Origin of the sequence: Actinoplanes sp. NPDC049599, from assembly GCF_044465625.1 — a bacterium.
Classification (GTDB): domain Bacteria; phylum Actinomycetota; class Actinomycetes; order Mycobacteriales; family Micromonosporaceae; genus Actinoplanes.
Window position 1 is genome coordinate 266,084 of the sequence record NZ_JBITLX010000003.1, and the last position, 12,073, is coordinate 278,156.

At 70.3% G+C, this 12,073-nt stretch carries 11 protein-coding genes; 5 read left to right on the top strand and 6 right to left on the bottom strand.

The window, feature by feature from the left end; genetic code table 11:
• The first annotated feature begins 387 nt into the window (after positions 1–387).
• From ACIBQZ_RS07480 to ACIBQZ_RS07490, 3 genes are all read left to right on the top strand, one after another.
• Entirely contained in the window at positions 388–720 is a 333-nt protein-coding gene (locus ACIBQZ_RS07480; RefSeq protein WP_396087632.1) for a PadR family transcriptional regulator, read from the top strand.
• Positions 721–2,691: 1,971 nt separating this feature from the next.
• Positions 2,692–3,420 carry a DedA family protein gene (locus tag ACIBQZ_RS07485; RefSeq protein ID WP_396087633.1) on the top strand — a complete coding sequence of 243 codons (729 nt, stop codon included), beginning with the start codon at positions 2,692–2,694 and terminating at the stop codon, positions 3,418–3,420.
• A 9-nt stretch (positions 3,421–3,429) separates the two neighbouring features.
• On the top strand, positions 3,430–4,080 hold the full coding sequence (locus ACIBQZ_RS07490) for a hypothetical protein (RefSeq protein WP_396087634.1): 651 nt from the start codon (positions 3,430–3,432) through the stop codon (positions 4,078–4,080).
• Here ACIBQZ_RS07490 and ACIBQZ_RS07495 read toward each other — a convergent pair.
• Positions 4,074–5,474: an NAD(P)H-quinone dehydrogenase gene (locus ACIBQZ_RS07495; protein ID WP_396087635.1), complete on the bottom strand. Its 1,401-nt coding sequence runs from the start codon at positions 5,472–5,474 to the stop codon at positions 4,074–4,076. The two genes, ACIBQZ_RS07490 and ACIBQZ_RS07495, sit on opposite strands and share 7 nt — an antisense overlap.
• Positions 5,475–5,581: 107 nt before the next feature.
• Here ACIBQZ_RS07495 and ACIBQZ_RS07500 point away from each other — a divergent pair, with 107 nt between their 5' ends.
• The gene (locus ACIBQZ_RS07500; RefSeq protein ID WP_396087636.1) at positions 5,582–6,037 is read left to right on the top strand and encodes a gamma-glutamylcyclotransferase; all 456 of its coding nucleotides are present in this window, start codon (positions 5,582–5,584) and stop codon (positions 6,035–6,037) included.
• Between the two features lie 6 nt (positions 6,038–6,043).
• Here the strand turns inward: ACIBQZ_RS07500 and ACIBQZ_RS07505 are convergent, their stop codons facing one another.
• From ACIBQZ_RS07505 to ACIBQZ_RS07520, 4 genes are read right to left on the bottom strand one after another with little or no spacing between them, the layout of a single operon-like run.
• Positions 6,044–6,997, bottom strand: coding sequence for a GNAT family N-acetyltransferase (locus ACIBQZ_RS07505; RefSeq protein WP_396087637.1), 954 nt, complete (start codon positions 6,995–6,997; stop codon positions 6,044–6,046).
• 40 nt (positions 6,998–7,037) lie between these two features.
• Complete coding sequence (locus ACIBQZ_RS07510) at positions 7,038–7,775, bottom strand: hypothetical protein (RefSeq protein ID WP_396087638.1); 738 nt, start codon at positions 7,773–7,775, stop codon at positions 7,038–7,040.
• Positions 7,776–7,816: 41 nt separating this feature from the next.
• On the bottom strand, positions 7,817–8,758 hold the full coding sequence (locus ACIBQZ_RS07515; protein ID WP_396087639.1) for a hypothetical protein: 942 nt from the start codon (positions 8,756–8,758) through the stop codon (positions 7,817–7,819).
• A 1-nt stretch (position 8,759) separates the two neighbouring features.
• On the bottom strand, positions 8,760–9,395 hold the full coding sequence (locus tag ACIBQZ_RS07520; RefSeq protein WP_396087640.1) for an MBL fold metallo-hydrolase: 636 nt from the start codon (positions 9,393–9,395) through the stop codon (positions 8,760–8,762).
• 109 nt (positions 9,396–9,504) lie between these two features.
• On the opposite strand from ACIBQZ_RS07520, the gene ACIBQZ_RS07525 reads away from it, so the two are divergent.
• Complete coding sequence (locus tag ACIBQZ_RS07525; protein ID WP_396087641.1) at positions 9,505–10,635, top strand: DUF4349 domain-containing protein; 1,131 nt, start codon at positions 9,505–9,507, stop codon at positions 10,633–10,635.
• Between the two features lie 1,061 nt (positions 10,636–11,696).
• Here the strand turns inward: ACIBQZ_RS07525 and ACIBQZ_RS07530 are convergent.
• A partial coding sequence (locus tag ACIBQZ_RS07530) for a hypothetical protein (RefSeq protein ID WP_396087642.1) occupies positions 11,697–12,073 on the bottom strand: 377 nt, incomplete at its 5' end.

Consider the following 12,073-nt stretch of genomic DNA (forward strand, 5'->3'; position numbering starts at 1 on the left):
CCGCTCGGGGACCCCGCGCCCGGCCGCTTCGCTGGGCGCACCCCGGCGGTTCCAGCCCGGCGGCAGGCGCGACACACAAAGAAGCCCGGGCCGCCGAAGTAGCCGGCAGATCCGGGGCTTACCAGTCCGCGGTGACATGACGCCTCCGGCGGGGACTCTGACCTCTGGGATGGGTGTGCCATCCCGTCACCCTTCGTCCAGGCGAAGCCGAGCAGACAGGGCCTGCCTGGTCAAGGTCGGTCAGACGTAGGGTGCTCCACCTTGCCCAGGCAGGCCCTGTCTGCACCACGGTGTGTGAACGAAGGCCGACGGGATGGCGAGCTCTTCCGCGTATGGACCTCCGGCGCTTATTTCACCTAGGTCGGAGAAGATGCTACGGTGTGGCTTGTGACTAATGAACCAACCCGCATCACCGCACCTCTTCTCGATGTCCTAGAAACTTTCCTTAATGCCGGTACCGAGGAGCTGCACGGGTGGGCCATCATCAAACTAAGTCAACGCGGTGGCCCCACCGTCTACAAGATCCTTGAGCGACTGGTGGCACTAGGTTGGATCACGGCTCGGTGGGAAGATCAGCCATCGGAGGCCAATAAGCCGCGCCGTCGCTATTACAGGCTCACCGGTGAAGGCGCTTCCTCCGCACGAGCACTGATCGCCGAACGTCGCCCAGAACGGACTCATGTAAGCCTTCGGCCCGTCCTCGGGGGCGGTGCCCTGTGACCGCTTTCTGGCTTGGGCTCATCGTGTCGGTAGTCACCGGCGCCGCTGTCAATGAATTCTGCGACCTGTCTCCAACACTTGCCAAGAAGATCATTCCACGCGCGGCTTACATGTGGGCAGGAGGTGCGGGTCATATCGCAGACGAGTATGAGTCCGAGTGGCTGGCACTCATCGAGGATTGCCCCGGAAAACTAAGTAAACTATTCCTTGCTTTGAGACTTGCGGGCGGAGCGGCTGGACGTGCGCAGCACCGACGTTTTCGGCGGCATGCGAGCCGTTTGCAGCGAGCTGCTCTCAGAGTTAGCGCGTCCGACCTGGGAATGCGGCACCTTGTAAGCGGCGTCCTGATGGTCACCGCGACTTTTGTTACCGTCTTCGGCGTGGGGATGGGTTCGGGGTCCGTTGTCGCTCTGGGTGTTTCCATGCTGCTACTCAGTGGCGGTTTGGCATTCCCATTTCGTAGCCGCCGAACGACAATGAAATATTTTGTCGCCTGCTCAATATGCAGTGCAGGTGCAATGCATGAAGTGCGCAGGTTCCATGTACTTGCCCCGGTTACAGGAAAGCCGGATAATCTTACTGCGATATGTCCGAGGTGCAACACAGAGCTAGCCGTGAGGCTCGCTCCTGCCGATGGCTAACGCATGTCGCGCTTCTGCGGGGGCACGGATCGCCAGATCACTCGCAAGTACGTCTGGCCGTGGTGGCTCCACGACTTCCTGCTCAGCTCAATGGCTTGGCATTGGCGTTGATCGACACTCCTAGACCGGCGTGCCTGCCGACCAGCCGCTACCGGCCGTTGAGGACCGAGTCGCACCAGCAGCAGGCAACACTGACTAGATGGCGGAGACGGATGACCTGTTGGCCCGGCTCGTAGCGAGCCTGGACGAAGCCCCAGCCTACGAGCGGCACGGCGAGCTGGGCTCCAGTCCGCGGGGCTCCGGGCAATGGGTGAAGTACACCGACCTGGAGGGCCAATCTCACTTTCTACGGATCGTGGTCGAGCCTTACCGGCCTGGCTGACGGCTACTCATGAGCGAGTATCGCGGCGACCGCTGTCGGAGTCGTCAGCTCAACGCCGAGCGTACTTATAACTGAACAAAGGGATGCCCTCTACCCGACTCCCGGTCACGAGAGTTGTTGCCAAGTTGACCAGCAAATTACCGATCATCGGCTCGACTCCTCCCACGAGTGCGGAAACCACCAGAAATGCGACAAAAATACAACATGGTAGTAGATACGTTGGAACCTTGCTCAGTATCCCGTGACCGGTAGACACCAGTCGCCCCAAAGGGTTCGGGAATCGGGTACAAGGCACCCCTTTATGATGATTGTAGCTGCTGCGGCCAGGGCGACTCCAGGTCGCAAGGGCCGGGCCCGGGCGTCAGTGGCGCTCAACGACGAAGCTCAAGCGTAGGCCAGAACCGCCGCGCCGGCTCCCGGATGGCGGCGTGGCCTGTTAGGCCCGGATGTTTGGTAGCCGGAGTCGTGGTTGAGGCTCTGCGAATTTCTCAGGCCGTCCCCAGGCCGTCAGAGGTTCCAAAACGTTGACCAACAACGACCACCGCTACCAACGTTTACCCAGCTCAGCCGCATCATGATCGATCATCACCAGGGCGGACATAGGTGGGCCGCCGGTACGGGACCTACCGACGGCCCGGGCGCATCGCACCCGGCTGAAGCCGGGACGGCGCCGCTCGCCCGAGACACCGAGAACGGGGGACCCGGCGTATCGGGACTGCCCCCAGGCTACGCGTGCGCGGGCCGCACCAGAAGCGCCTATCCGGGGCGAGAACGCCAGAGATTGGCAGAAATGCCTCGCGTCCGGGACCACGGCCGCGACGCACACCCCGTACCGTGTCGGGCATCACCCTTAGCCGGGCCTGATCGGGGCGCATCCTTTACTCAGCTCATTCTCAGGGGCGCCCACGGACAATGCCGTGTGCCCTGGAGCCGCGAGGTGGCTGACCGATGACCGATTTGTTGACCATGATGGCAACACCGGCATGGGCTTACCTTGCGCTCTTCGGGTTCCTCACCGTCGACGCGATGGTGCCCGTCGTGCCGATCCAGGCCATCATGATCACCTGCGGCGCGCTGACCGTCTACGGCAACCTCAGCCTGCCGCTGGTCATCGCGGTCGGCGCGCTGGGCATGTTCACCGGCGACTCCATCGCGTTTGTGCTCGGCCGCACCGCCGGCAACGTCGGCGGCCACTGGCTCAGCGGACGCCTGAGCGCCCTGCGACAACGCTTCGCGCCCCGGCACGAGCACATGGACAAGTCGAAGACCCGGCGCGCCGCCGAGCGGTTCACCCGCGGCCTGCGCAAGCCGGGCCCGCTGGTGCTGCTGCTCTGCCGCTTCGTCCCGGGCGGGCGGATGGCCGCCGGCTACCACGCCGGCCGCAGCGGCTACCCGATCAAGCTCTTCGTGATCTACGACGGCGCGGCGGCGCTGGGCTGGGCGTCGTACGGCGGCCTGGTCGGCCACGTCGGCGGCACCGCGGTCACCCAGTCGGCCTGGCGGCTGTTCGCCATCGCCGCCTGCGCCGCGGTCATCTTCGGCACCGCGGGCTGGATCCTGGCGCTGTTCGGCGGCCGCAAGGACGCCGACGACGCCGAGGAGCCTGAGCCTGCCGCCGAGCCACAGCCTGAGCCCGAGGGGCAACCGGCCCTGCGCCCGTCAGGCCCGCCCGCATAACCTGGCCCGATGCGCGACGCGATCGAGCAGGTGTACCGGGCCTACGCGCCGGTGCCACTCAACCCGGACGTGGAGTACTGCGACCACTGCGTGTCGCCGGAGCAGGTCGCGGCGCTGCACTCGTACCCGCTGCGGGAGGTTCCGGCCGGGACCATCGGCCGGCTGCTCACCAAGGGCCTCTCCACCTGGGGTGACGAGGCCTACTTCCGGCACTTCGTGCCCCGGTTGCTGGAGCTGATCGTCGCCGGCGACCTCAACCATGTCTCCTTGCCGGTCTACCTGCCGGGCAAGCTGTCCCGCTGTCTGGCCGCCGGCACGCCCGACGAGCGGGAGGCCGTCGACCGGCTGCTGACCGCCTGGTGGGCGGACACGCTCGCGCGCTACCCGGCCCCGCTGGACGCGCTGACGGTCTACGAGCTGCTCACCGCGCTCGGGCGGCCCGGCGAACCCCTGCTGGCGGCCTTCTCGGTAGCCAAGCCCGCGCATCTCGCGAGCTTCGTCGCCGACGCCGCGATCGACCACCCGCCACCGGAGCTCGACGCGTGGCTCCGGGGTGGCGTCCCGGCCGCGCTGCTCACGGCGGCCGGGAACACCACGGACGATCTGGAGCTCCTGGCGCAGCTCGACTGGGCCCTGGAGCTCCTCCGGCACAACTACTGACGGTCGTGCAGCATCAGCTGCCGGGCCGCCTCCGCGATCGAGCCGGACAGCGACGGGTAGATCGTGATCGTGTGGGCCAGCTGGTCCACCGTCAGGTTGTTCTCGATCGCCATCGTGATCGGCAGGATCAGCTCGCTGGCCTTCGGCGCCACCACTACGCCGCCGACGATCTGGCCGGTGGCCGGGCGGCAGAAGAGCTTGACGAAGCCGTCCTTGAGCCCGGCCATCTTCGCCCGGGCGTTGCCGGTCAGCGGCAGCATGACCTGCCGCGCGGGCACCTTGCCGGCGTCCACGTCGTTCTGCGAGACGCCGACGGTGGCCAGCTCCGGGTCGGTGAAGACGTTGGCCGAGACGGTCCGCAGGCGCAGCGGCGCGACGGCCTCGCCCATCGCGTGCCAGACCGCGATCCGGCCCTGCATGGCGGCGACGCTGGCCAGCGGCAGCACGCCGGTGCAGTCGCCGGCCGCGTAGATGCCCGGGACGTTGGTGCGCGACACCCGGTCCACGGTGACGTAGCCGCCGTCGGCGACGTCCACGCCGTACTCGCGCAGGCCCAGGTCGGCGGTGTTCGGCACGGCGCCGACGGCCATCAGCGCGTGCGAGCCCGCCACGGTACGGCCGTCCGAGAGCGTGACCAGCACCCCGTCACCGGTGTTGACCACCGAGTCGGCGCGGGACTGGTTGAGGATCGTCATGCCGCGCTCGCGGAACACCCGCTCGATGGCCATCGCGGCGTCGGCGTCCTCGTGCGGCATCACCCGCTCGCGGCTGGACACGAGCGTGACCTGCACACCCATGGCCAGGTAGGCGCTGGCGAACTCGGCGCCGGTGACCCCCGAGCCGATCACCACCAGGTGGCTGGGCAGCTCGTCGAGGTCGTAGACCTGGCGCCAGTCGAGGATCCGCTCGCCGTCCGGCACGGCGGTGGCCAGCACCCGCGGGGTGGCGCCGGTGGCGATCAGCACGGTGGCGGCGTCGAGCGCGTACTCACCGGCGCCGACCGGGGTGATCAACACCTGGTGGGTGTGACCCAGCGTGTCCTCGCCCATCCGGGCCCGGCCGGTGACGACGTCCACCCCGGCCTTGATCAGCTTGGCCTGGATGTCGCCGGACTGGGCCAGCGCGAGCCGCTTCACCCGGTCGTTGACCGCCTTGGCGTCGACCGTCACGCCCTCCAGGCCGGCCGAGCGGATCCCGAAGCGCTCGTTGTGCCGATACCCGGTGACCACCTCTGAGCTGGCGATGAAGGTCTTCGAGGGGACGCAGTCGGAGAGCACACACGCGCCGCCGGCCCCGTCGGCCTCGACGAGGGTGACGTCAGCGTCGAGTTGTGCGGCAACCAGCGCCGCCTCGTACCCGCCCGGCCCACCGCCGATGATCACGATCCGGCTCACGATACTCCGACCTCCATTGCACTCTTTTGACCGTTTCGTGTCGCTGATGTGCCGACACGCACACCTCGTATTCTCCACCACCGGCAGTCCGGGCTATCGTCATCGCCGTGGGTCACTACGCCGCGTACGGTTCCAACCTCGATCCAGCCCGGATGCGGGCTTACTGCCCGCACTCGCCCATGATCGGCGTCGGGTGGGTGGAAGGCTGGCGCCTGACCTTCGCCGGCGAAGGCGACATGGGCTGGGAGGGCGCGGTCACCACGATCGTGGAGTCGCCGGGCGACCGGGTCTTCGTCTCGCTCTACGACGTGCACCCCTGGGACGCCGCCCAGCTCGACGAGGTCGAGGGCGTGACCGCGGGCGCGTACCAGAAGCTCACCGTGCGGGTCTCCACGCTCGAGGGTGAGTTCAGCGCCTGGGTCTACGTCTTCGACGGCTACGAGGGCGGCATGCCGACCGCCTGGTATCTCTCCGAGATCGCCAACGCGGCCGAGAAGGCCGGCGCGCCGGACGACTACGTCGCCGACCTGCGCCAGCGGCCCACCCGGACCTCCTCGCCGTAGGACCCTCTAGACCGTGCGCTGGTAGATGTCGGCCTGGTAGAGCGGGTGCATCCCGACCGCGCGGTAGAGCCGCGCGGCCCGGGTGGGATTCGCCAGGTCAACCCCGAGGCCGGCGGTGGTGCGGCCCTTGGCCGCATAGGCCGCGAACGCCCGGTGCAGCAGGGCCGCACCCACACCCCGCCGACGGTACGGCCGCAGCACCGCGAGCGCCCGCACCCAGCCGCCGTTGTCCTCGGCGCTGCTGTCGGAGCTCTGCAGCACCCCGGCCCACTCGCCGTCGACCTCGCCGACGAACCACTCGTCCCACGCGATGCTCGACTCCGCGCCCAGCCGTTCCCGCCACGTCGGATAGTCGGTGGCCGGATGGTCGCTGTCCCGGAACGCCTCCTCGATGGTGGCGTGGAAGCGGCGCAGCTCGGCCTCGTCGCCACCGCGTACCGGCCGGACGGCCACGCCCGGCGGCGGTTCGGGCACGGTGCCGGCGCCGTCCTTCAGCGCGATCGTCATCCGCGCGTGCTGCTTGAGGAAGGTGAACCCGGCGTCGGTCAGCGTCGTGATCCACGGCAGCTCGGTGGGGATCGCCCCGGCCCGCACCGTGTACGGGTCGAAGCCGAACTCCCGCCCCCGCTCGGTCACCCGCGCCAGCATCAGGGCCAGCAGCGGGCGCAGGGCCGGCACGCCGCGCTCCGGCCACACGTACACCTCGATGAAGTCGCGGTCAGTGCCCGCCGGGTTGTGCGGATACGCCCAGCCGACGATCGCACCGGCCGCGTCCACCGCCACCCAGCAGTCCCGCCCGGGATCGGTGTGCCGGGCGGTCAGCGCCTCCCGCACGTCATCAACCGTGAAGTCGGGCTCGCCGACCGCCGCGATGTCGCTGGCATGGGCCAGCCGGAGGATCTCGGGCACGTCGTCCAGGGTCGGCCGGCGGGTACGCCAGCCCTCGGGCAGTTCCGTCACCCGAGCATCTGAGCACAACCCGGCAACCGGACGCAGGCGTTTATCGGCTGAGCCGGTGCGACAGCGACTCCAGCAGCCCGGCCAGCTCGATCCGCTCGGCCCGGTCCAGCTGCGCGTACGCCTGCCCGGCCAGCGAGTCCGCCACCGACTCCGCCCACATGAGCCGCCGCACGATCGGCCCCGGCGACGGATACGGCGGCTGCCAGCCGAACGCCACCGCGTCCGTCTCGCCGTCCGGCCCCGCGATGATCGCCTGCAACGGGGTGAGCCCGCTGGCCCGTACGGCCACCACGTGCACGCCCAGCCGGTGCTCGTGCAGCAGGTGCAGCATCACCGCGGCCTGGGCACCCGCGGACGCGTCCGGCACCGGCATCGCCCGCCAGGCCGCGAACAACGGCAGGCCGGCGGCGTCCACTGCGGACACCACCCGCTTGGACAGCTCCAGCAGCCGGGCCAGCCGCGGGAAACCGCCGAGCTCGTCGACCCCCCAGCGGCACAGCTCGTGCAGGTGCCAGGTGGCCACCTCGACCGGCGGCGTGGTCTTGGCCGCGGCCTCCCAGCCGTCGGTCACCGCTTCCGGGGCGATGAAGCCGATCGCCGCGGCGACCGTCTCCGGGCGTACGTCACCGAGCGCGCCGGCCCGGGCCGAGACGTGGTAGGCCCATCCGGACAGGCCCATCAACCGCGCGCGGCGGAGCGTCTGCGGGGATTCGGCGAACGCCCCGACGATGGTGGCAAGTCCCGGCTTGGCGTTGGCGGCTGCCTGTTCGGGGGTCACCTGCCCGATTCTGCTCCCCCTGCCCGGTTCTGGAAAATGGGCTAATGATCCGGTTCATCGGCGTCGAGGTCCTCCAGGGCGGCCTCGACGTCGCCGACCTCGCGCCGCGCGGCTGACGCGTCCCGTTCCGCCGAGCGTCGCGCCAGCTTGCGCCGGGACACCTCGGCCTGCGCCACGATCCGCTGCCGCTCCAGCTCAGCGAGCTGTTCCTCGATCTCCTCGACGGCCTGGGCCGCGTCGCTCTCGGCCGCCTCGGCGCGTTCCAGCCGGGTCCTGGTCTTCGCCTCGGCGGCGCGGGCGGCGGTCAGCCGGCGCTTGAGTTCGCGGCGCCGCTCGGCGCGTTCCTGCCGGGCCTTCTCGGCCGCGCGGCGTTTGCGCTCGTCCAGCACGGTGACCCGGGCCGCCGGGGACTCATCCGGTTCCTCGTCGTCCTCTTCGGCCGCGTCGTCGTCCTCGGTGTCCTCGGCTGTGACCAGGCGCAACCGCGGGCGGGGCACCTCACCGAAGCCCGCGTACGTGGCGGCCTTGACCAGCCGGCCGCTGCGCACCTGCTCGGCGACGTCCGGCTCGGCCAGCGCGGCGGTCAGCGTCGCCTCCACCTCGGCCATCGGCAGCTTCGCCGAGCGCAACCCCGGATCGTCCTCGATCGCCAGCTGCTGGGCGGCATTGACCAGGGCCGACACCACCTGCCGGCGTTGCGTGGACAGCTCCCGCAGCTGCTCGCCCTGCAGGCCGCGCTGGGCCGAGCGCAGCGCGGTGGAGAGCTCCACCAACTCGTCGATCAGCTCCGGGCGGCGCAACGCGAGCAGGTTGACCAGCCAGGCCGCCACGGTCGGCTTGCGCAGGGCGGCCAGCCGCTTCGCGGTCTCCTTGTCGCCGGCCCGCTTCGCCTCGGCGATCGCGGCGGCCCGGCCCGCGACGAAGCCGTCCGGCGGCGCCTCGTAGAGCGCCCGGATCAGGTCCTCGGTGCTGGTGGTGGGCACGTCAGTCCAGCGTCGTGCCGGGCGCGACGCGGGCGTACCGGGTGCCGCCGAGCCGTTCCAGGTGGCCGTCGGAGACCTGCGCGCCGGTCTCGGTGAGCAGGAAGTCGTGCAGCGCGAACGCCCGGCCGGGCCGGACCGCGCGGACGAAGTCGATCGCCTCGCTGAGCTTGAGCCAGGGCGCGTTGAGCGGCACGAACAGCGTGTCGACGGGCTGGTCGGGCACCGTGAACGAATCGCCGGGCGTGTAGACCGACCCGGCGCCGTCGGAGATCAGATAGCCCAGGTTGGCGATCCGCGGGATCTCCGGATGGATGACGGCGTGCTGCCCCCCGTACGCCCGGACGCTCAGGCCCGCCGCGGTGAACTCCTCGCCGGCCTCCACCACGGTCACCACGTCGGCGAACGCGGTCAGCTTCGGCAGCACGTCGGGGTGGGCGTAGACCCGCAGGTCCGGCCGCCGGCCCAGGGTGTCGGCGAGCCGGTCGACGTCAAGATGGTCGAAGTGCTCGTGGGTGATCAGGACGGCGTCCGCCCCGGTCAGGGCCGACCGCTCGCTGAACGCGCCCGGGTCGACGACGAGCACGGCGCCGTCGTGCTCGATGCGTAGACAGGAATGGGTGTACTTCGTGATGCGCACGGGACTCCTCCGGTGCCGAATCGTGACCGCTCATCTCGCAGTCTGCCGGAACCGGCCCCGGCGCGTCGCGCGTCCCAGGGGGCACACCTCTACGGGGAACGGAGTATCCATGCGTGCTCGACGAAGGATCACCGCGGCGCTCACCGCCGCCGGACTGGGCTTGACCATCGCGCTCGCCGGTTGCGGCGGGAGCAGCTCCGACAGCGGGACGTCGACACAGAGCAACGCGGAAGGCGGCGCACCCGCGCCGGCCGAGGCACCCGCCCGCGGCGGGGCGGACGAGGACAAGTCCGCCGCCAAGGCCGAGGCGCCGAACCTGAGCGTGGACCAGCGCGCGATCATCTACACCGGCGCGATCACGGTACGGGTCGAAGACGTCAACATCGCGGCGGCCCGGGCGGCCGGCATCGCCACCGCGGCGGGCGGCTTCGTCGGCGGCGACAAGCGCAACAGCGGCTCCGGCTCACAGGACGCCACGCTCGAGCTGCGCGTACCGGCCAAGCAGTTCTCCCCGGTGGTGGAGCAACTGGCCGGGCTGGGCAAGGAGGAGCAGCGCGGGATCAACACCGAGGACGTCACCGAGGAGACCATCGACCTGGACGCCCGGATCACCACCCAGCAGGCCCGGGTGGACAGCGGCCGCAAGCTGCTGGCCCAGGCGAAGTCCCTGAGCGACCTGGTGATGCTGGAACGCGAGGTGGCAACCCGCGAGGCGGACCTGGCCTCGTTGCAGGCGAAGAAGCGCCGGCTGGCCGACCTGACCGCGCTGTCGACGATCACGGTGGTCCTGCTCGACCCGGAGGCGGTCGCGAAGCAGGACGACGACGACACCCCGGGCTTCCTGGCCGGCCTGGAGAACGGCTGGAAGGGCCTGCTGACCTCGCTGGGCGTGCTGCTGACGGTGCTCGGCTGGCTGCTGCCCTGGCTCCTCGCCATCGGCCTGCCGGCCTGGGCGCTCACCTGGCTCTACCGCCGCTACCGCACCCGCCGCCCGGCCCGCACGCCCGCCCCGGCCTACGCCACGGCAGGCCCACCCCCGTACTACCCGCCGGCACCAACCCACCCGGCACCAACCCACCCGGCATCAACCCACCCGGCGGCGAACGTCCCACCCCGCCCGCAGCCACAGCAACCTCCGGCCCCGCAGCAGAGTGCTCAGCCTGCTCCCGCGGCCGGGGCGAAGCCCACGCCGGCCGACCAGACCCACCCACCGAAGAACGAGGAGAAGTCAACAGAGTGACAAACCCGGCTGGGCGAGGAAAGTAATCCGCAACCATAAAAGCGAGTCGCCAACCCCTCGCCCAGCCACAGCACCAACCAACTCACCCCACCGAGCCAAAGCGCCACAAGATCCACAACCACCCGGGGCGCCGCAACCACCCGGCGCGCCGCGAGGCCGCGGGAGGCGGCGCAGGACGAGGCGGCGCGGGCACGGCACGGACGGCACGGCACGGCACGGCACGGCACGGCACGAGACGGCACGGCACGGCACGAGACAGCACGGCACGGCACGAGACAGCACGGCACGGCACGGCACGAGACGGCACGGGGCGAGGCAACGCAGGAGGCTTGGGCGTGCAGGAGGCTCGGGCGGGTGCACTGGCCGGGGATGCCGCCCGCGCTACAAGATTCAGTGGGCGCGATTCAGTGGGCGCGGCAGGGGCGGCGAGACATAGGGCGCGGGGCCGCGGACAGGCGCCTGCGGGCAGCCCGCCCCGCCCCGCACCGCACCGCCCCGCACCGCACCGCACCGCACCGCACCGGATCTTGAAGAGCTAAACCGATCCTCAGCCTTATGCGTGACCGGTGGCGCGCCGGCGTCAACTCGCCCTTTCGAGGGAAGGCTGGCTGGCTCAACCCGGACCCGCACACGGATCGCTGGACAGCGCCGCGTTGGGTGGGTGGCTGTCGCCCGGCCGCGCTGAAGCCGGGCGGTGCAGGTCCGGCGCCGCGGCAGTGGGTGGCGGCAGGCGGGTGGCGGTGGATCGGCGGCCGGTCGTGCAGGAAAGCGTTGTTCCGGTCGGAGTGCGTTGCGGTGCGGGCCGGGCTGCGGGTGCTACCGGCTGCGGGTGCTGTCGGCCGCGGAGCGTGCTCCCGGCACGAGGCGTGCTCCCGGCACGAGGCGTGCTCCCGGCACGAGGCGTGCTCCCGGCACGAGGCGTGCTCCCGGCACGGGACGTTGTTCCCGGCACGGGGCGTGTTCCCGGCTGCTGGGCGCGGTGTCCGCATGATGGGTGTCGGTCTCGGATGCTGGCCGATCGTCTCAGCAGACGGCCAGGCGTCTCACCATCCGAGCCGCCACTACTCCCAAAATACCGCAAATGTGGCGCGGTGGTGGGTGTTGGCGGCGATCTTGTGACGGTGGGGTGAGGAGCTGACCACGGCGCTACAAGATCGGCGGTTGCTCGGGCGCCGCCGGTGATGCGGGGTGGCGGAAGCTGTTGTCTCGGCGTTGTCCGGGCACCGCCGGCGGCGAGAACGGCAGGAGCCACCGCCAACGGCGCGGCGGGGGCGAGCGCGAGGCACGGAACGAACGCGGGGCACGGAACGAGCGCGGGGCACGGCGGGCACGGGCGAGAGCAGCGAGAGCAGCGAGAGCAGCGAGAGCAGCGAGAGCAGCGAGAGCAGCGAGAGCAGCGAGAGCAGCGAGAGCAGCGAGAGCAGCGAGAGCAGCGAGA